Annotated in this window: 13 protein-coding genes and 2 pseudogenes; 5 read left to right on the top strand and 10 right to left on the bottom strand. The window is 64.1% G+C overall.

Going from position 1 to position 20553, the window contains the following annotated elements; translation table 11 throughout:
• The first annotated feature begins 108 nt into the window (after window positions 1-108).
• Together AC3WK8_RS08780 and AC3WK8_RS08775 are read left to right on the top strand one after the other, a co-directional pair.
• Window positions 109-399 (top strand): type II toxin-antitoxin system HigB family toxin, encoded by a 291-nt coding sequence (locus AC3WK8_RS08780; RefSeq protein WP_085595595.1) that lies wholly within the window; start codon window positions 109-111, stop codon window positions 397-399.
• Window positions 400-401: 2 nt separating this feature from the next.
• On the top strand, window positions 402-803 hold the full coding sequence (locus AC3WK8_RS08775) for a helix-turn-helix domain-containing protein (RefSeq protein WP_085595593.1): 402 nt from the start codon (window positions 402-404) through the stop codon (window positions 801-803).
• Window position 804: 1 nt separating this feature from the next.
• Here the strand turns inward: AC3WK8_RS08775 and selO are convergent, their stop codons facing one another.
• From selO to AC3WK8_RS08740, 7 genes and pseudogenes are all read right to left on the bottom strand, one after another.
• Entirely contained in the window at window positions 805-2268 is a 1464-nt protein-coding gene (gene selO, locus AC3WK8_RS08770) for a protein adenylyltransferase SelO (protein WP_103324588.1), read from the bottom strand.
• Between the two features lie 69 nt (window positions 2269-2337).
• A complete protein-coding gene (gene mscK / locus AC3WK8_RS08765) occupies window positions 2338-5664 on the bottom strand; it encodes a mechanosensitive channel MscK (protein WP_022640302.1) in 3327 nt (1108 codons plus the stop codon).
• Between the two features lie 69 nt (window positions 5665-5733).
• Window positions 5734-7476 carry a potassium/proton antiporter gene (locus AC3WK8_RS08760; RefSeq protein ID WP_103324587.1) on the bottom strand — a complete coding sequence of 581 codons (1743 nt, stop codon included), beginning with the start codon at window positions 7474-7476 and terminating at the stop codon, window positions 5734-5736.
• Window positions 7477-7642: 166 nt separating this feature from the next.
• Window positions 7643-8506 (bottom strand): methyl-accepting chemotaxis protein, encoded by an 864-nt coding sequence (locus AC3WK8_RS08755; RefSeq protein ID WP_371263446.1) that lies wholly within the window; start codon window positions 8504-8506, stop codon window positions 7643-7645.
• Window positions 8498-9253, bottom strand: a pseudogene (locus AC3WK8_RS08750) (MCP four helix bundle domain-containing protein); the annotation flags it as partial. The pseudogene AC3WK8_RS08750 and the gene AC3WK8_RS08755, both read right to left, overlap by 9 nt.
• A gap of 203 nt (window positions 9254-9456) precedes the next feature.
• On the bottom strand, window positions 9457-10320 hold the full coding sequence (locus AC3WK8_RS08745; RefSeq protein WP_404943305.1) for a methyl-accepting chemotaxis protein: 864 nt from the start codon (window positions 10318-10320) through the stop codon (window positions 9457-9459).
• Window positions 10312-11067, bottom strand: a pseudogene (locus tag AC3WK8_RS08740) (MCP four helix bundle domain-containing protein); the annotation flags it as partial. The pseudogene AC3WK8_RS08740 and the gene AC3WK8_RS08745, both read right to left, overlap by 9 nt.
• Before the next feature lie 326 nt (window positions 11068-11393).
• On the opposite strand from AC3WK8_RS08740, the gene AC3WK8_RS08735 reads away from it, so the two are divergent.
• Window positions 11394-11624 (top strand): hypothetical protein, encoded by a 231-nt coding sequence (locus tag AC3WK8_RS08735; protein ID WP_022640306.1) that lies wholly within the window; start codon window positions 11394-11396, stop codon window positions 11622-11624.
• Window positions 11621-11923: a cell division protein ZapA gene (locus AC3WK8_RS08730; RefSeq protein ID WP_031320336.1), complete on the top strand. Its 303-nt coding sequence runs from the start codon at window positions 11621-11623 to the stop codon at window positions 11921-11923. Before AC3WK8_RS08735 ends, AC3WK8_RS08730 begins: the two co-directional genes overlap by 4 nt.
• A gap of 76 nt (window positions 11924-11999) precedes the next feature.
• Here AC3WK8_RS08730 and AC3WK8_RS08725 read toward each other — a convergent pair whose 3' ends face one another.
• Both AC3WK8_RS08725 and putA read right to left on the bottom strand, forming a co-directional pair.
• Window positions 12000-13802 (bottom strand): acyl-CoA dehydrogenase, encoded by a 1803-nt coding sequence (locus tag AC3WK8_RS08725; protein ID WP_085595585.1) that lies wholly within the window; start codon window positions 13800-13802, stop codon window positions 12000-12002.
• Between the two features lie 178 nt (window positions 13803-13980).
• Window positions 13981-17934 carry a trifunctional transcriptional regulator/proline dehydrogenase/L-glutamate gamma-semialdehyde dehydrogenase gene (putA, locus tag AC3WK8_RS08720; protein WP_103324585.1) on the bottom strand — a complete coding sequence of 1318 codons (3954 nt, stop codon included), beginning with the start codon at window positions 17932-17934 and terminating at the stop codon, window positions 13981-13983.
• Between the two features lie 461 nt (window positions 17935-18395).
• On the opposite strand from putA, the gene putP reads away from it, so the two are divergent.
• Entirely contained in the window at window positions 18396-19880 is a 1485-nt protein-coding gene (gene putP / locus AC3WK8_RS08715) for a sodium/proline symporter PutP (protein WP_085595581.1), read from the top strand.
• A 141-nt stretch (window positions 19881-20021) separates the two neighbouring features.
• Here the strand turns inward: putP and AC3WK8_RS08710 are convergent, their stop codons facing one another.
• Complete coding sequence (locus AC3WK8_RS08710; protein ID WP_103324584.1) at window positions 20022-20516, bottom strand: DUF2165 family protein; 495 nt, start codon at window positions 20514-20516, stop codon at window positions 20022-20024.
• Window positions 20517-20553: the final 37 nt, after the last annotated feature.

The following is a 20553-nucleotide window of genomic DNA, read 5'->3' as shown; positions in this document are numbered from 1 at the left end:
TCTCAGGATTGGGAGGGCATCGACCGCTGGTCTATTCATCATTATCGCAACTTGCGATTGACCGGCTTTCTGGCTAGCTTTCATAGCAATATGCGATAGGGACATTGCATGCGAGTGATCACTGCAAAACGTATATGGGAGGCCAAGGAGAAATGGCCGCAGTCAGCCAAGGCGCTGGATGATTGGTACCGACTGATCAAGAGCAATAGCTTTGCCGATTTCTCGGCAATTAAGGCCATGTTCCCGGCTGTGGACAAGGTCGGTCCATTGCATGTCTTCGATGTGGGTGGCAACAAGCTGAGGTTGATTGCCGTCCTGCGCTACACCACCCAGAAACTCTATATCAGGTACATATTGAACCACCGTGAGTACGACCGAGGGCAATGGAAGGAGGGATGACAATGAGTGTGTTGATCAAGCAGGCGGCCGAGCACTGGCAATTCGTTGCGCCATTGCTACGCAAGCCTCGGACCGAAGAAGACTATGATCGACTGGTCCAGGCTCTGGATGAGTTGCTGGACCTTGCGGGGGATGATGAGGCTCATCCTCTGAACAGCCTGCTGGAGATCATTGGTGACTGGATCGAGGCGTATGACCTCGAACACCGGCCTATCCCCAAGGCTAGTGGCATCGATGTACTGCGTTACTTGATGCGCGAGCACGGCCTGACCCAGAGCGACCTGCCCGGGGTCGGGGCGCAATCGGTGGTTTCCGAAGTGCTGAGTGGCAAGCGCCAGCTCAACCTGCGGCAGGTGCGCTGGCTGTCCGAGCGCTTCAAGGTGGCGATGGAAGTGTTCGCCTGACTCAGGACGAACAGCTGATTTCCAGGTGCTTGCCCCAGTCCGGCGGCCGCTTGGCGTAGCGGTCCATGCCAGCCTGCTCCTCGAACGGCCGGCTCAGCACCTGGTGCAGGCGCCGCACTTCGCTGTAGTCGCCCGATTCCGCGGCCTCGATGGCCTGTTGCGCCAGGTAGTTGCGCAGGATGTACAGCGGGTTGACCGCGTGCATGCGCGTGCGGCGGTGCTCCTGGCCCTGCTGCGGATCGCGGGCCACCCGCGCCACGTACGACTCGGCCCAGGCATCGAAGCCCTTGAGATCGACGAAGTCGTCACGCAGCTGCGCCACGGCCTGCTCCGGCGCCGTGTCCCCCAGGCGGCGCAAGAACAGGCTGTAGTCCACGGCGCTGCCCTGCATCAGTTGCAGCAGCCGTTCCACCAGTTGCTGGTCGGCGTCCTCGGCATGGGTCAGGCCCAGGCGCCGGCGCATCAGGTCCAGGTAGTGGGCCTGGTACAACGGCAGGAACAGGCCCAGCGTTTCACGCAGGTCCTCGACCGCAATCAGTGGGGTCAGGGCCTGGGCCAGGGCGCTGAGGTTCCATTGGCCGATGGGCACCTGGTTGCTGAAGGAGTAGCGACCCTGGTCATCGGAGTGGTTGCAGATGAAGTGGGCGTCGAAGTCGTCGAGGAAGGCGAAGGGGCCGAAGTCGAAGGTGATGCCCAGGATCGACATGTTGTCGGTGTTCATCACGCCGTGGCAGAAGCCATAGGCTTGCCATTTGGCGATCAGCTCGGCATTGCGCTCGACGATCTCGCGGAACATCGCCAGGTAGGGCTGGGGCTGGTCCCGGTAGTCGGGAAAGTGCTGGGCCAGTACGTGCTCCGCCAGCTGGGTGTGCTGCTCGGACTTGCGCGTGTAGTAGAAGTATTCGAAATGCCCGAAGCGAACATGACTGGGCGCCAGGCGCAGGACCATGGCGCCGCGCTCCTGCTTCTCGCGCCACACCGGGGTGTCCGAGCCGATCACGCACAGCGCCCGGCTACTGGGAATGCCCAGGGCATGCAGGGCCTCGGAGGCGAGGAACTCGCGGATCGACGAGCGCAGCACTGCGCGGCCATCGCCCATGCGCGAGTAAGGCGTCTGGCCGGCGCCCTTCAGGTGCAGGTCCCAGTATTGGCCGGCATCGTTGCGCACTTCCCCTAGCAGCAAGCCGCGACCATCTCCCAGCTGGGGGTTGTAGGAGCCGAACTGGTGCCCGGAATAGACCATCGCCCGGGGTTCGGCCTCGGACCACAGCTTGTGCCCGCCGAACAGCTCGGCGAATACCGGGCTTTCGGCGACGGCGGGGTCCAGGTCCAGCAGGGCCATGGCTGCCGGGCTGGCCACCACCAGGCGCGGGTTGTCCAGGGGCTCGGGCAGCACATGGGTCGAGAAGGCGTCGCCCAGGCGGGCGAAACGATTGTCGAAGGTCAGTTCGTCGAGGGCTTTCAACGGCCATCTCCCAGCAGAATGTCCGAGTATTCTGCTGGGCAAAGCCGTTCGCGTCGAGTTCGCCGGGCGTTAGGGGGCTGGCTTTTCCGGCGCTGGCGGGTCCTGGGGTTTCTCCGGGCCGATGGGCACCATCTTGTACTCCTGGCCTTGGAGGTTCTTGAGGTAGACCTCCATCTGCCGGAACGAGATGTTGATGTGCTGCTTCTTGAACTCGCGGCTGATGAAGCGGTTGACCTCGTCGATCACCGGGTTGCGGTCGCCCAGCTCGCGCACGTGCATGCGCAGTTCGTGGTCCAGGGTGCTCTCGCCGAAACTGAGGAAGTACACCTGGGGTTCCGGTTCCTTGAGTACCCGTGGGTTCTCCCGGGCGGCCTTGAGCAGCAGTTCCTTGACCAGGTCCAGGTCCGAACCGTAGTCGACGCCGAGTTTCAGGGTCACGCGGGTGATGGTGTCGGTCAGCGACCAGTTGATCAGTTGTCCGGTGATGAAGGTCTGGTTCGGGACGATGATGTCCTTGCGGTCGAAGTCGGTGATGGTGGTGGCACGGATGCGGATCCGGCTCACGGTGCCCGACAGGTTGCCGATGGTGATGGTGTCGCCGATCCGCACCGGGCGCTCGAACAGGATGATGATGCCGGAAATGAAGTTGGCGAAGATCGCCTGCATGCCGAAGCCCAGGCCTACCGATAGCGCGGCCACCAGCCATTGCAGCTTGTCCCAGCTGACGCCGAGAGTCGACAGGGTGGTGACGAAGCCGACCCCGGCGATGGCATAGGAGAGCAAGGTGGTGGTGGCGTAGGCGCTGCCCTGGGCCAGGTTCAGCTTGGACAGCACCAATACTTCCAGCAGGCCCGGCAAGTTGCGCGCCAGGGCGAAGGTGATGCCGACGATGATCAGCGCGCCGAGCAAGTCGCCGATGCTGATGGGCACCATGCTCATGTTGGCGCCGGTGCCGCTGGTGTACTCGTAGAGGGTCACCCGGTCCAGGTAGGAGAACACCGAGATCAGGTCGGCCCAGACCCAGTACAGGGCCACCATGAAGCCTCCCAGCAGGGCCAGGCGGATCAGGCGCAGGGACTGTTCGTTGACCTTCTCGATATCCATGGTCGGCTCTTCGACCACCGCTTCGCCGCTTTCCCCGGCCTCCTTGGCCGCCTGGCGCTTGCTCAAGGCGCGCTGGTAGGCCAGGCGCCGCGCCGCGACGGCCAGGCCGCGCACGAAGGTAGCCTCGACCACCAGCCACAGCATCAAGAGGTACAGGGTGTTGATCAGGCGATCGCTGAGCTTCAGGGCGGTGTAGTAGAAGCCGAAGCACACGGCGATGAACAAGGCGATCGGCAGCAGGGTGAACAGCAAGCCCACGGCCTTGCGGAACAGCGAGGCGTTCTCGTGGGTCGGGCTGCTGAGCAGCAGGCGACTGAGCAGCCAGGCCATCAGGGCATAGCAGGTCAGCACCACGGCGATGCCCAGTACATCCTCGGCCAGGGCCGCGGGTTGCAACTCGGCCACCGTGACCACGGCCACCAGGGCCAGGACTACCAGGCCCAGGCGGCGGATCCACCCACGCAGGAACTCCACCTGGGGTTTCTCCCAGCGAAAGTGCAGTTCGGCCACGCCGCCGGGGGCCAGGATCCGATAGGCGGTGTAGAACACCAGCCAGGCCTGGGCGATCTGCAGCAGCGCTGCGCCCAGGGTGGCGTTCTGTCCCCGGGCATCGATCTGCAGGGCATAGCCGCACAGCGCCAGGCCCAGGGCCAGGGGCATCGCCAGCAGGACGTTGACCAGGATCGCCAGGGGCGTGTGCCACTGACTATCACGTTTGAAGTGGCCGATATCCTTGTGCACCTTGCTCAGGCGCGCATACAGGCTCTTGCGTCGCCACAGCAGGGCGCCGATCAACAGCAGCAGGGGCAGGAACAGCAAGGGCTGCTGCACCAGCGCGTCGATCAGCTCGCTGAAGCTCGAGGCCCAGGGCAAGGTGGTGACCTGGTACTGCAAGCGATCGGGCACCTGGCGCAGCCATGCAGTGTCCAGTGGCTTGTTGCTGGGGATCCAGAACATCTGCTCGTCGAGGGTCGCCCGCAGGGTCTGGGTGGTGCTGAGCAGCTGCTTCTGGTTCAGCTGCAGGGTGATGGATTCATTGAGCAGCGCGCTCAACTCGCGGTTCAGGCGGTCCAGCAGGTCGACCCGGGTATTGGCCAGTTCCAGCAGGGTCTTGCGCAATTGCGGGGTGACCTGCTCGGGCGGCTGGTTCTTGAGCAGGTTGTCGACGTAGGCGGTGGGGCTGCTGAGCAGCTCGCGCTGCTGGCTGACCTCGAACTGGTAGAGGCGGATATCGGCGATATTGTTCGCCAGGTCGCGGTCGACCTTGAGCCGCGGCAGGGCCTGTTTCTGCTTGTAGAGGATCTTGGACAGCAACAGGCTGCCCTTGAGCACGCTGATCTGCTCGTCCAGCGCCGCGGCGACCTGGGTTACGTTGTCCAGTTGCTGCTTGGTCTGCAGGTTGCGCTGGGTCTGTTCGTTGAGTTGGTCGGTGAAGTGCAGGAGATAGTCTGAGGCTTCGAGATTGATGGCGCTCTCGGTGGCCAGCAGGCTGCTGCCGCCGGCTTTCTGTGCTTCGATGGACTGCTGGGTAACCGTCTCCTGGGACTGGGCCAGGCGCTTCTGGTTGATCAGGGTCTGCAGGTCCTGGGTTTCCTGTTCCAGGCGCGCGATCTTTTCCACCAGCAGGTCGTGCTGGCTGCTGCCCAGGTCTTGCAGCTGGCTGTTGCCTGCCAGTTCCTGGCGGCGCAGCGGGATCAAGGCATTGATCGCCGCGAGCTCGGCATTGAGCAGGTTGCGCTGGTCGCTGCTCAGCAGCTTGCCGTTGTCCTTGCCCGCCTTGAGGATGGTGTTGATCTGCAGGATCCGGGTCTGGCCGTTGCTGATCTCGGCCTGGGCCCGTTCGGGGCGGGTCTGGGCGCTGATGGTCAGGCTGTTGGCCTGGGCCAGGGCTTTTTGCAGTTCACCCTGGGCGGTGGTGCGCTCGGCCAGCAGTTGCTCCAGCTGCGTCACGCTCAGCGTGGCATAGCGCTGGGTCACCGGCACCACCTTGCTGGCCTTGAGGCGTGCCAGCTCGCGCTGGTTTTCCAGGGTCTGGCGTGGAGCGTTGGCCAACTGCTGCTTGAGCTCCGGCAGGCGCTGTTCGTAGTCCTGCAGGTTGGCCAGTTGGTTCAGGGTGTTCTGCAAGACGGTCTGCAGGGCCTTCTGATCGACTTCCGACAGCTTGCGCTCGGCGATCTTGTCCAGGCTTTGCTGGACCGCCTCGGCACTGGGCGGATCGCCGCCCTGTGCGGCGCCGACAGAGAGACTCAGGCCCAGCAGGGCAATGGCGAAAATTTTACGCAGGGTCGGCATAGGGATCGATCGAGCAAGCAAGTAGGAATAGGGGGAATGCGACGGCAAGAATCTGGCGCGTTTCCGAGTTTAGAGGAAGAGTCCGGGGCCGGGGCGACTTCCTTCGGGGAATCTGACGCCGACTTTGCCGATCTTGTTCCCGTCCATCACCGCGACGGTCCAGGTGGTGTTGTTCCACTCCACCTGGTCGCCGACCACCGGTGCACCGCCGACCTTCTGGGCGATGAATGCCGCCAGCGGCATGTCCGCATCCTGGCCGTCGAGCTTGAGTCCGTAGAGCGCCGAGACCGCGCCCAGCTGGGCATCGCCTTCGAGGACGAAATCGCCGAAGAAGCGCAGGTCCAGGCCGCGTTCCGGGGCTTGGCTGAAAAGTTTGCCCAGGGCCGGGAGGTTGTGTTCATGGCCGATCACGCATAGCAGGTCGTCGGCCTCCAGCACCGTGCTACCCGAGGGGTGGAGCAATTGCTGGCCGCGAAACAGGGCGGCGATGCGCGTGCCTTCGGGCATCTTCAATTCCCGCAGGGCCGCGCCGATGCACCACTTCTCCGCGCCCAGGCGGTAGACGAACAGCTCCCACTCGCTGGTGACATGGACTTCCAGGGCGGCCCGGGAAATCGGTGCCGGCTCCGGTGGGACCGTGACCTTCAGCCACTTGGCCACCCACGGCAGGCTGGTGCCTTGCAGCAGCAGGGAGATCAGCACGATGAAGAACGCCAGGTTGAAGTACAGCTGGGCGTTGGGCAGGCCGGCCATCAGCGGGAACACCGCGAGAATGATCGGTACCGCGCCCCGCAGCCCGACCCAGGAGATGAAGGCCTTTTCCCGGCCATGGAAGGCCCGGAATGGCAGCAGCCCCACCAGCACCGACAACGGCCGGGCGAAGAGGATCATCCACAGTGCCAGGCCCAGGGCCGGCAGGGCGATGGGCAGCAGGTCGTGGGGAGTGACCAGCAGTCCCAGCACCAGGAACATGCCGATCTGCGCCAGCCAGGCCATGCCGTCGAGCATGTGCAGGATGCCGTGGCGGCTGCGTACCGGGCGGTTGCCGATCACCAGGCCGCACAAGTACACCGCGAGGAAACCGCTGCCATGCAGGGCGTTGGTCAGGGCGAACACCACCAGCCCGCCGGCGATCACCAGGATCGGGTACAGGCCATTGGCCAGGTGGATGCGGTTGACCAGTTGCAGCATCAGCCAGCCGCCGCCGAGGCCGATCACCGCGCCGATGCCGAATTCGCGGACCAGTTCCACCAGCAGGCTGAAGTGCAAGCCGGTATGGCCATTGGCGAGCATGTCGATCAGGGTCACGGTGAGGAACACCGCCATCGGATCGTTGCTGCCGGACTCGATCTCCAGGCTCGCGGTCACCCGCTCGTTGAGGCCCTTGCCTCCCAATAGCGAGAACACCGCCGCGGCGTCGGTGGAACCGACGATGGCGCCGATCAGCAAGCCCTGGATCAGGTTGAGGTCGAACAGCCAGGCCGCGGCCATGCCGGTCAGCCCGGTGGTGATCAGCACTCCTACCGTGGCCAGTGACAGCGCCGGCCACAGGGCCACGCGAAAGCTCGCGACCCGGGTGCGCAAGCCGCCGTCCAGGAGGATCACTGCCAGGGCCAGGTTGCCCACCAGGTAGGCGGTCGGATAGTTGTCGAAGATGATCCCGCCGCCGTCGACGCCGGCGGTCATGCCCACGGCAAGGATGATCACCAGGATCGGGATGCCCAGGCGGGAAGAGAGGGAACTGACCAGGATGCTCGCACCTACCAGCAACGAGCCGATCAAGAACAGGCTGTTGATGGTCGTCGCATTCAAAGGCAGTACTCCAGAGCGGAAAAGGCGGGCGCGAACTGACCATGCAGTCTGCGTGCCATCGATTCTAACCTGCTGAAATGTGCCGCTGTCAAAAGCTTTTCATGGCAGCGACGCAGGCCCCGGCGGACGGTATCCGTCGGGGCTTTGGCCGGATTTGCGAAGGCCTTCAGAGGTTGAAGCGGGCGACCATGCTGTTGAGGTCCACGGCCAGGCGCGACAGCTCGTTGCTGGCTGCACTGGTCTGGTTGGCACCAGTGGCCGATTGCACCGACAAGTCGCGGATGTTCACCAGGTTGCGGTCCACTTCCCGGGCTACCTGGGCCTGCTCCTCGGCGGCGCTGGCGATCACCAGGTTGCGCTCGTTGATTTCGATGATCGCGCTGTTGATGGTGTCCAGGGACAGGCCTGCGCCCCGGGCGATGTTCAGGGTCGACTCGGCGCGCTCGGTGCTGTTGCGCATGGAGTCCACGGCCTGTTCGGTGCCATTCTGGATGCTGCCGATCATGCGTTCGATTTCACTGGTGGACTGCTGGGTGCGATGAGCCAGGGCGCGGACCTCGTCGGCGACCACGGCAAAACCACGTCCGGCCTCGCCGGCACGGGCGGCCTCGATGGCGGCGTTGAGGGCCAGCAGGTTGGTCTGGTCGGCCAGGCCACGGATCACGTCCAGGACCTTGCCGATGTCGCGGGATTCGTTGGCCAGGTCGCCGATCAGGCTGGCGGTGTCTTGCACGTCGCCGCTCATGCGTTCGATGGCGGCCACGGTTTCCTGTACCAGGTCGCGGCCGTCACCGGCCGAGGCGGTGGCATTCTTCGAGGCCTCGGAAGTGCTGACGGCATTGCGTGCCACTTCTTCCACGGCGCTGGTCATTTCGTTGACCGCAGTGGCGGCCTGCTCGATTTCGTTGTTCTGCTGGGTCAGGCCGCGAGCGCTTTCCTCGGTGACGCTGTTGAGTTCCTCGGCGGCGGAGGCCAGTTGGGTGGCGGAGCCGGAGATGCGCTGCAAGGTGTCGCGCAGTTTTTCCTGCATCTTGGCCATGGCCCGCAGCAAGCGGCCGGCTTCGTCGCTACCGTCGGCCTGGACCGGGCGGGTCAGGTTGCCCTCGGCGATCTCCTCGGCGGCTTCCAGGGCCTTGGCGATCGGCTGGGTGATGCTGCGGGTCAGCAGCCAGGCGAACAGCAGGGTCAGGCCAGTGGCCAGGAGCAGCAGGACCACCACCAGCTTGAACGCGGCCGAATACTGCTCGGCGGCCTGGCGGTTGGTGTCCACCGTCTGCTGGGTGTTGATCTCCATCAGGCGGTTGAGCACGGCGTTGATCGCCTCGGAGTTGTTCAGCAACTCGGTGTTGAGCAGGTTGCGCAACTCATCCACCTGGTTGTTGCGCGACAGGCTCTTCATCCGCTCTTCGATCTGCCGGTACTGGCCCAGCAGCTGGATGTACTGGTCATAGGCGGCTTTTTCCGCCGGGCCGGTGATGAGCTTTTCATAGGTGGCCTGGGCCGTGCGGATCTGCTGGTTGCGCATATCCAGCAGTTCCATGGTCTTTTGCTGCACATCCGGCTCGCGGTTCACCAGCAGGCGATAGGACAGCACCCGCAGGCGCAGGGTCAGCTGGGTGAACTCGTCGAGGCTCTGGATGCTCGGCACGCTGCTCAGGGTGATGTCTTCGGCGGCGCCACGGATCTTGCTCATCTGGTTCAGGGCGAAAACCCCGAGGATCAGCATCAAGCCGCCGATCATGGCAAAACCGAGGAAGGCCCGCGGAGCGATATTCATATTACGAAGGGACATGATAGGTACCAGGAAGAGCGCATCCATGCGGGGCTTGAGACTGATCTACCGTGACTTATCGGTCGTACGACTAAAGTCTTGAGTCCTGTCGTGGATTTCAGTCTCGCGCGGGTGTCGCGGATGGCTCTTGCGCTGGTCGTTCATTCCGGCCCCAGCCTGCAAACAGGGGCGGGGCCGAGGGCGTCGGATCAGAGGCGGAAGCGCGCCACCAGGCCGTTCAGGTCCACGGCCAGGCTGGCCAGTTCATTGCTGGCGGCGCTGGTCTGGTGGGCGCCGGTGGCCGACTGCACCGACAGATCACGGATGTTCACCAGGTTGCAATCCACTTCCCGGGCTACCTGGGCCTGTTCTTCGGCGGCGCTGGCGATCACCAGGTTGCGCTCGTTGATCTGGATGATCGCGCTGTTGATGGTGTCCAGGGACAGGCCGGCGCCCCGGGCGATGTTCAGGGTCGATTCGGCGCGCTCGGTGCTGTTGCGCATGGAGTCCACGGCCTGTTCGGTGCCGTTCTGGATGCTGCCGATCATGCGTTCGATTTCACTGGTGGACTGCTGGGTGCGATGAGCCAGGGCGCGGACCTCGTCGGCGACCACGGCAAAACCACGTCCGGCCTCGCCGGCACGGGCGGCCTCGATGGCGGCGTTGAGGGCCAGCAGGTTGGTCTGGTCGGCCAGGCCACGGATCACGTCCAGGACCTTGCCGATGTCGCGGGATTCGTTGGCCAGGTCGCCGATCAGGCTGGCGGTGTCTTGCACGTCGCCGCTCATGCGTTCGATGGCGGCCAGGGTTTCCTGCACCAGGTCGCGGCCGTCGCCGGCCGAAGCGGTGGCGTTCTTCGAGGCCTCGCAAGTGCTGGCGGCGTTGCGCGCCACTTCTTCCACGGCACTGGTCATTTCGTTGACCGCGGTGGCGGCCTGTTCGATCTCGTTGTTCTGCTGGGTCAGGCCACGGGCGCTTTCCTCGGTGACGCTGTTGAGTTCCTCGGCGGCGGAGGCCAGTTGAGTGGCGGAACCGGAAATGCGTTGCAGGGTAGTGCGCAGGTTCTCCTGCATCTTGGCCATGGCCCGCAACAGGCGGCCGGCCTCATCGTTGCCATCGACCTGGACCGGGCAGGCCAGGTTACCCTCGGCGATCTCCTCGGCGGCTTCCAGGGCCTTGGCGATCGGCTGGGTGATGCTGCGGGTCAGCAGCCAGGCGAACAGCAAGGTCAGGCCGCTGGCCAGCACCAGCAGCGCCACCACCAGGTCGAAGGCGTTGTGGTACTGCCTGGCAGCCTCCTCGGCGGCGGCGGTGGAGTAGCGGGTATTGATCTGCACCAGGCGGTTGAGGGTGCTGTTGATCGCCTCGGCGCTGTCCATCAATTGCTCGTTGAGCAACGCTTGCATGGCCTCCAGCTGGCCGTTGCGCGACAGTTCGATCAACTGGCTCTCCAGTTGGCGATGATGGGTCAGCGCCTTGATGTATTCGGCGTAGGCGGCACGCTCTTCGGGGAGGCTGATCAGCGCTTCGTAGAGTGGGCGGATATCGTCGATCTCCTGGTTGCGCTTGACGATGGTCTCCAGTGCCCTTTGCTGGGCTTCGGCGTCGCGATTGACCAGCAGGCGATAGGCATTGACCCGCAGGCGCAGGCTCAACTGGGTGAAGTCATCGACGCTCTTGATGCTGGGGAGGGTGTCTTGGGTGATGAGCTCGGTGGCCGCATGGATCTTGCCCATCCGGTTCAGCGCAAAGATGCCGAGAAACAGCATCAGGCAGCCGATCAGGGCGAACCCGAGAAAGGCCCGCGGGGCGATGTTCATAGTGCGCAGGGACATTGTTTTCACCTGTGTGAAGCGCGGTTGGCGCTTTGGGAAAATGGATGAGTCCCTGGCTATCGCGTGGGGAAAATGCTTCTTGAATCGCCAAAAGCGGTTTCGGAAATTTCCATTGGCTTGTCCGATTTTTCGAGAAAAGTCCTAGCCTCCGACCGGGGGTCAGGAACCCCAGGGGAGAATGGCAGTCTCTAGCAGCTCTCGCGGAAGGGTCATCGCCAGCAAAATCAAGGCTTTGCGCCTGGATAACCCTGGCATCCAGGGTGACTTTTCTTTATCGTACGCGCCCTTTGCAAAAAGCCCGGAAGATCAAAATGTTGGAAGCATCCCTCAGCCAATTGGAGCAGCTGGTCAGTGACCTGGTGGTACAGAACCAGGAGCTGCTCGGCACTAACGAAGCCCTCAAGGCACAACTGGCCCAGGCCAGGGACGAGAACGAAAGCCTGCAGCTAAACCTGATGGAGCAGGAAGAGAAGCACGGCGCCACCGCTGCCCGCATCCAGGCCCTGGTTGAGCGCGTCACTGCGAGCCCGGCCAATCCATGAGACATCACAGCGATGGAGTGAGAGTGGTCTCGATCCTCGGCGAGGACTATTCGCTCAAGGCGCCGGCCGGACAGGAGCAGGTCCTGATGGATGCGGTGCAGATGCTCCAGGCCGCCCTGGCCGATACCAAGAAGAAGTTCCCGACCCTGATCGGCGAGCGCCTGCTGGTACTGGCGGCGATGAACCTGTGCTCGCAGCAGCTGGAGATGCAGAAGCGCCACGAGCAGGAGCTCGAGCGCTACCAGGAACAGGTAAGCGCCACGGTCGACGTGATCGCCAAGACCATCCAGCAGAACTGATCCCGCTGAGCCGCCTCAGCCCGTTGCGGCTGGAGTCACGCAATGGCCCCGACGCGCTTGCCGGGGCCCGTGGCGCTCAGAACCACTCGTCGCGCATTGCCAGGCAAGTATCGTCCCGGGCCTCCAGGAGCCTCAGCTCATGCTCGCAGCCCGGTACTTCCCAGGTGAGGAAGTAGCGCGCAGCCTGCCGCTTGCCCAGGTAGAAATCCCGATCCGCCGCATCTCCCCGGGCCAGGCCTTCCTCGGCGCGGATCGCCTGCTCCAGCCAGCGCCAGCCAATCACCGCATGGCCGAAGGCTTTCAGATAGAGCGCCGAGTTGGCCAGGGTCGCGGTGACCTTGCCAGTGGCCAGGTCGCCCAGTAGCCCCAGGGTCACGGTTTGCAGGCGCGCCACCAGTTGTTCCAAGGGCTGGCGCAAGGCGTCCAGGCTGGAGTGGGCCTGGGAGCGCCCGCAGGTCTCGATGATCAGGCGGATCAGGCGCTTGAGCCCCGCGCCGCCATTCTGTGCCAGCTTGCGTCCCAGCAAGTCCAGGGACTGGATGCCGTGGGTGCCCTCATGGATCGGGTTCAGGCGGTTGTCGCGGTAGTACTGCTCCACCGGATACTCGCGGGTGTAGCCATGGCCGCCGAGGATCTGGATCGCCAGCTCGTTGGCCTTGAGGCAGAACTGTGAAGGCCAGGACTTGACGATCGGGGTCAGCAGGTCCAGCAACTCGTGGGCCTGCTGGCGTCCGGCTTCATCGTCCAGGGTGGTGGTGTCGTCGAATAACCGGGCCGCGTACAGGCCTAGGTCGAATGCGCCTTCGACATAGGCCTTCTGGGTCAGCAGCATCCGGCGCACGTCGGCGTGCTGGATGATCGCCACCTGGGGCGCGCTCGGGTCCTTGCCATCTGGCAGGCGTCCCTGCGGGCGTTCACGAGCGTACTCCAGGGAGTACAGGTAGCCGGCATAGCCGAGCATCACCGCACCCATGCCGACGCCGATGCGCGCCTCGTTCATCATCTGGAACATGTAGGACAGGCCCGCATGGGGCTTACCCACCAGATAGCCGACGCATTCACCGTTATCGCCGAAGTTCAGCGCAGTCGAAGTGGTGCCGCGATAGCCCATCTTGTGGAACAGGCCGGCCAGCAGCACGTCGTTGCGCTGGCCCAGCGAGCCGTCGGCGTTGACCAGGAACTTGGGCACGATGAACAGCGAGATGCCCTTCACGCCGGGGGGCGCATCCGGCAGCTTGGCCAGCACCATGTGCACGATGTTCTGCGCCAGCGAGTGGTCGCCACCGGAGATGAAGATCTTGTTGCCCTTGATCCGGTAGCTGCCGTCGCCGGCCGGTTCCGCACGGGTGCGGATATCCGCCAGCGAGGAGCCGGCGTGGGGCTCGGTCAAGGCCATGGTGCCGAAGAAGCGACCGTCGATCATCGGCTGCAAAAAGCGCTGTTTCTGCTCCTGGCTACCGAAGCTCTCGATCAGGTTGGCTGCGCCCATGGTCAGGAAGGGGTAGGCGGAGCTGCCGACGTTGGCCGCCTGGAAGTGGGCGAAGCAGGCCTGGGACAGCAGGGTCGGCAACTGCATGCCGCCGGCCTCGAAGTCGCGGGTGGCGTTGAGGAAGCCGGCCTCGAGAAAGGCGTCCACCGCCGGTTTCACCTCGGGGATCAATATCGCCTGGCCGTTTTCATAGCGCGGTTCGTGCTCGTCGCCCTTGCGGTTGTGCGGGGCGAAATATTTCTCGGCGATGCTGCGGGCGGTGCCCAGGGCGGCGTCGAAGGTTTCGCGATTGTGTTCGGCAAACCGTTCGCGCTGGGTCAGGCCCTCGGCATCGAGCACCTCATACAGTTCAAAAGCCAGATTGCGGGAACTGAGCAAGGTCTCGGACATGGCGGCTTACCTGTTGATTGAGGAAATGAGCCGAGTCTAGACCTGTGAATGAAGGTCGGATAGGAAGATTGATAGGCGTGATGAAGCAGGAGAAACCAAGCTACAAGCCAGAGCCAGAAGCAAAAACGGCAAGCAAAGGCTGTTGCCCCTGCTTGCCGCTTGTAGCTTGCCGCTGCTCTTAACCGATGGTCATCAGGCTGGCGTTGCCGCCGGCCGCAGCGGTGTTGACGCTCAGGGCGCGTTCGATCACCAGGCGTTCCAGGGCGATCGTCGTTTCGCCCTGGGACAGGCCCTGGACGCCGATGATGGCACCGGCGCGCTGGGCCACCTGCTGGCAGACGCCGCGCAACTGGTCGGAGTCGCCGTGGTGCAGGACCGCGTCGAACACGGCCTCATCCTTGGTCCAGTCGGCCACGCGCTTGATGCGTACCTGGATTTCCCGGGGCAGGCGGCCGAACAGAGCCTTGGACACGGCGTTTTCCGGCCAGACTGCCGAGCCGCCGACGGCCAGTACCGCCGCCAGTTGCGTCAGCAGGTCGCCTTCGATTTCCGCCAGGCACAGCACGTGCTCACGGGGCAGGATGGCGTAGCTGTTGCGCTCGCCGGTCGGGCCGGCCAGCTGCCGGGTGATCCCGCTCTGCGACCGCCCGGCGAACTGTTTGCACAGGGCCGAGAGTTCCGCCAGCTTGGCGCTGTCAGCCCAGGCTTGCAGGGCCGACAGCGGCTTGAGCAGCGACTCGCGCAGGCGCAGGTCCGGGGCGCTGATGGCGTCGGCACGGACGAAGGACTGCTCGATGGCGTCCACCGGACGGGTCGACAGCAGGCGGTACAGGTACAGCGGGCCGCCGGCTTTCGGGCCGGTGCCCGACAGGCCTTCGCCACCGAATGGCTGCACGCCGACCACGGCACCGACGATGTTGCGGTTGACGTACATGTTGCCGGCGTTGACGTTGTCCACCACCTTGGCGATGGTCTCGTCGATCCGGGTATGCACGCCCAGGGTCAGGCCGTAGCCGGAAGCGTTGATCTGGGCGATCAGCTGGTCGATGTCCTTGCGCTTGTAGCGCACTACGTGCAGCACCGGGCCGAAGATCTCGCGCTGCAGTTCGTCGAAGCTTTCCAGCTCGATCAGGGTCGGCATGACGAAGGTGCCGCGCTTGATTTCCTCGCTTTCGGCAATGGCCACCTGATACACGGTACGGCCTTTGTCGCGCATGCCCTGGATGTGTTTCTCGATCCCGGCCTTGGCTTCGGCGTCGATCACCGGGCCGATGTCCACGGCCAGGCGCTCGGGGTTGCCCAGGGGGCTTTCGGCCATGGCGCCCTTGAGCATTTCGATCACGCGGTCGGCGGAGTCTTCCTGCAGGCACAGTACGCGCAGGGCCGAGCAACGCTGGCCGGCGCTGTCGAAGGCCGAGGACACCACGTCGATCACCACCTGCTCGGTCAGGGCCGAGGAGTCGACGATCATCGCGTTCTGGCCACCGGTCTCGGCGATCAGCGGGATTGGCCGGCCCTGGTTGTCCAGGCGCCCGGCGATGTTGCGTTGCAGCAGGCGGGCGACTTCGGTGGAGCCGGTGAACATCACGCCCTTGACCCGCTCGTCGCCGACCAGGCCGGCGCCGACGGTCTCGCCACGGCCTGGCAGCAGTTGCAGCACGCCTTCGGGGATGCCGGCTTCCAGCATCAGGCGCACGGCCTGGGCGGCTACCAGCGGGGTCTGCTCGGCAGGCTTGGCCAGTACCGGGTTGCCGGCGGCCAGGGCTGCGGCCACCTGGCCGGAGAAGATCGCCAGCGGGAAGTTCCACGGGCTGATGCATACCACCGGGCCCAGTGGGCGGTGGGCGTCGTTGCTGAAATCGTTGCGGGCCTGCACCGCGTAGTAGCGCAGGAAGTCCACGGCCTCGCGCACCTCGGCGATGGCGTTGGCGAAGGTCTTGCCGGCCTCGCGGACCAGCAGGCCCATCAGCGGCTGGATCTCGCCTTCCATCAGGTCGGCGGCGCGTTCCAGGATCGCCGCGCGTTCGGCCGGCGGGGTCGCCTGCCAGATCGGTGCGGCGTTGAGGGCGCACTGGATGGCGTTGTCGACGTCGGCGACGGTGGCCTCCTGGACATGGCCCACCACGTCGCGGTGGTCGGACGGGTTGAGTACCGGCGCCGGGGTTTCTTCGCTGGCCGGGCAGCCGAGTAGCGGCGCGGCTTTCCAGTCGTTATGGGCAGTGGCCAGCAGCGCGCAGGACAGCGATGCCAGGCGATGCTCGTTGGCCATGTCGATGCCGGCCGAGTTGGCGCGGTCGGCGCCGTACAGGTCGCGCGGCAGCGGGATGCGCGGGTGTGGCAGGCCGACGCCGCCTTCCAGGGTGGCCATCTGTTCGATCTGGCTGACCGGGTCGGCCACCAGTTCCTGGATCGAGATCGACTGGTCGGCGATACGGTTGACGAACGAGGTGTTGGCGCCGTTTTCCAGCAGGCGGCGAACCAGGTAGGCCAGCAGGGTCTCGTGGGTGCCCACCGGAGCGTAGACGCGGCATGGGCGGTTCAGCTTGCCGTCGGCGACCTTGCCCACCACTTGTTCGTACAGCGGCTCACCCATGCCGTGCAGGCACTGGAACTCGTACTGGCCGGGGTAGTAGTTCTGGCCGGCGATATGGTAGATCGCGGACAGGGTATGGGCGTTGTGCGTGGCGAATTGCGGGTAGATGACTTCCGGTACCGACAGCAGCTTGCGCGCGCAAGCGATATAGGAAACGTCGGTGTAAACCTTGCGGGTATAGACCGGGTAGCCTTCCAGGCCCTCGACCTGGGCGCGCTTGATCTCGCTGTCCCAGTAGGCGCCCTTCACCAGGCGGATCATCAGGCGGTGGCGGCTGCGGCGCGCCAGGTCGATGACGTAGTCGATCACGTACGGGCAGCGCTTCTGGTAAGCCTGGATCACGAAGCCGATACCGTTCCAGCCGGCCAGTTGCGGCTCGAAGCACAGGCGCTCGAGTAGGTCCAGCGACAGCTCCAGGCGGTCGGCTTCCTCGGCGTCGATGTTCAGGCCGATGTCGTACTGCTTGGCCAGCAGGGTCAGGGACAGCAGGCGTGGGTACAGCTCTTCCATCACGCGCTCGTACTGGGCGCGGCTGTAGCGCGGGTGCAGGGCCGAGAGCTTGATCGAGATGCCCGGGCCTTCGTAGATGCCGCGACCGTGGGAGGCCTTGCCGATCGAGTGGATGGCCTGCTCGTAGGACGCCAGGTATTTCTGCGCGTCGTGCTCGGTCAGTGCCGCTTCACCGAGCATGTCGTAGGAGTAGCGGAAGCCCTTGGCTTCGAACTTGCTGGCGTTGGCCAGGGCTTCGGCGATGGTCTCGCCGGTGACGAACTGCTCGCCCATCAGGCGCATGGCCATGTCCACGCCCTTGCGGATCATCGGCTCGCCGCTCTTGCCGATGATGCGGCTCAGGGAAGAGGTCAGGCCCGCTTCGTTGTGGGTCGACACCAGCTTGCCGGTGAGCAGCAGGCCCCAGGTGGCGGCGTTGACGAACAGCGACGGGCTGTTGCCCAGGTGCGGCTGCCAGTTGCCGGTGCTGATCTTGTCGCGGATCAGCGCGTCGCGGGTGCCTTTGTCGGGGATGCGCAGCAGGGCTTCGGCCAGGCACATCAGCGCCACGCCTTCCTGGGACGACAGGGAGAACTCCTGCAGCAGGCCCTGGACGATACCGGCCCGGCCACCGGCGCTCTTCTGGTTGCGCAGTTTTTCGGCGATGGAGGCGGCCAGCTTGTTCGCGGCCTCGGCGGTGGCGGCCGGTAGGCGCGCCTGCTCCAGCAGCATCGGCACCACTTCCGGTTCCGGTCGGCGATAGGCCGCGGTGATGGAGGCGCGCAGTACCGATTGCGGCAGGATGCTCTCGGCGAATTCGAGGAAGCATTGGTGAGCATGGTCGGTGATCACGTCACCGGCGTCGTCGCCGTCGCGGGCGATGGCGTTGCTCAGCTCGGTCAGGGTTGCACCACCCTCGAGTTTCTCCAGGTAATTGAAGATCGCCTGCTTGATCAGCCAGTGCGGAGTCCGATCAATCGAGGCCGCGGCCGCCTTGAGACGTTCGCGGGTAGGGTCGTCGAGTTTGACCCCGAGGGTGGTGGTAGCCATATTTTTATCCTCATGTTTGCCACGCGAGTGTGGCATCAGCTGGCGGCAAGATTATCCGCGAGCCGAAATAGGTGCAACCGGGTGCAACCCATTTTTACCGGGAAAAAACCGCAGCTTGTCAGGAATAAAATTCCGCTACGCAAAGTAGGGAATCGATCTGGTGCATTCGCTTCTGAAAAAGATTTTCCTTGCTCCAAAAAGGAGCAAAAACGTCACCAACCGCCGATTTATCGACAAGGTGCAACTGATTCACGTCAAATCGGTTGCACCTTGTTCATTTTGTTGCATAGGATTCGCGCCCAAGGTGCAACCGTCTTCATGACTGGGGCATCGGCTGATGGCTTTCCTGGGGAAACATCAGTCATAAATGCGCGGCACGCTTGAACGTCTCCCAATCGTTATCGTTTGGCGGCGTGGGGCAGTGACCGCCGCACCATAAAAACAAAGCCAGGGCGTTACTCATGAGTGCAAGCAATCCAACCCTGATCACGTTCGTGATCTACATCGCGGCAATGGTGCTGATCGGCTTCATGGCCTATCGCTCCACCAACAACCTTTCCGACTACATTCTTGGTGGCCGCAGCCTGGGCAGCGTGGTGACCGCGCTTTCCGCCGGCGCTTCCGACATGAGTGGCTGGTTGCTGATGGGCCTGCCGGGCGCCATCTACATGTCCGGCCTGTCCGAGAGCTGGATCGCCATCGGCCTGATCGCCGGTGCCTACCTGAACTGGCTGTTCGTGGCCGGTCGCCTGCGGGTACAGACCGAGCACAACGGTGACGCACTGACCCTGCCGGACTACTTCTCCAGCCGCTTCGAAGACAAGAGCGGCCTGCTGCGGATCATCTCCGCGGTGGTGATCCTGGTGTTCTTCACTATCTACTGCGCTTCCGGCATCGTCGCCGGCGCCCGCCTGTTCGAAAGCACCTTCGGCATGTCCTACGAGACAGCGCTGTGGGCCGGTGCGGCGGCGACCATCGCCTACACCTTCGTCGGTGGCTTCCTGGCGGTGAGCTGGACCGATACCGTGCAAGCCACGCTGATGATCTTCGCCCTGATCCTCACGCCGATCATCGTGCTGCTGGCCACCGGTGGCGTCGATACCACCTTCCTGGCCATCGAGGCCAAGGATCCCACCAGCTTCGACATGCTCAAGAACACCACCTTCATCGGCATCATCTCGCTGATGGGCTGGGGCCTGGGCTACTTCGGCCAACCGCACATCCTGGCGCGCTTCATGGCCGCTGATTCGGTCAAGTCGATCGCCAACGCCCGTCGCATCTCCATGACCTGGATGATCCTGTGCCTGGGCGGCACCGTGGCCGTGGGCTTCTTCGGCATCGCTTACTTCTCGGCGCATCCCGACGTGGCCGGTCCTGTGACCGAGAACCCTGAGCGGGTGTTCATCGAACTGGCCAAGCTGCTGTTCAACCCATGGATCGCCGGTGTACTGCTGTCGGCCATCCTGGCGGCGGTCATGAGTACCTTGAGCTGCCAGCTGCTGGTGTGCTCCAGCGCCCTGACCGAAGACTTCTACAAGGCTTTCCTGCGCAAGGGCGCGTCCCAGCTGGAGCTGGTATGGGTCGGCCGGGCCATGGTGCTGGTGGTGGCGCTGGTCGCCATCGCCATGGCCGCCAACCCGGAAAACCGCGTACTGGGCCTGGTGAGCTATGCCTGGGCTGGTTTCGGCGCGGCCTTCGGTCCTGTGGTACTGATCTCGGTACTGTGGAAAGGCATGACCCGCAACGGCGCACTGGCCGGTATCGTGGTCGGTGCCCTGACCGTGATCCTGTGGAAGCACTTCGCCCTGCTGGGCCTGTACGAAATCATCCCGGGCTTCATCTTCGCCAGCCTGGCCATCGTCCTGGTGAGCAAGCTGGGCGCTCCGAGTGCCGGCATGGTCCAGCGCTTCGAAGCCGCCGAGAAGGATTTCAAGCTCAACCACTGAGTGCCTGATCCGGCCCCTGTTTTTTCGGGGACACAATGAAAACGGCCCGCTGCGGTGACGCAGCGGGCCGTTTTTTTCGCCTTCTGAAGCCGCAGCAGGCTGCGAGCGAACGTAGAGAAGGGTGGCCGTGGCGGGCTTGGCTCAGTGCAGCTCAGCGTCGGGCTGGTTGAGGAAGATCAGCACGCCAAGGATCGCCATGTAGAACTTGAACGCCGCTTCCTGGCCGTTCCAGGTGGCGGACTGCCACATCATGAACCATTCCCCGCCCACCACCATGAAACCGAAGAACCAGACGCAGAAGCCCAGGCAGAAGCCGGCAATGGCCCAATGCTTGGCGCGATTGAAGTCGCAGGCTTTGCCGTGGCGGGCGCGCCACAGGCGGGCGCCGCCGAGCACCAGCAGCACGCCGGTCGCGGCTTCGCCGGCGATGATCAGCCAATAGCCGGCATTCCACAGCAATGGTTGGGTGATGGCCCGGCCGGTGGCGCTGTTGCCGGGGAAGACGCTGTCCATGCTCAGCACGTGCTGGACGAAGGCGAAGTTGGAACCGTAGTCGCTGATGTTGTTGTAGGCCACCAACAGGGCGAAGGCGGCGACCGCGAGGGTCATGATGATCTTGGCGTAGCGCACGAGCATGGCAGGGTCCTTTGATAGGGGAGCGATCCTTGGGGGG

The organism is Pseudomonas sp. FW507-12TSA, from assembly GCF_058781435.1.
This window is presented reverse-complemented; position numbering and strand designations above follow the sequence as displayed.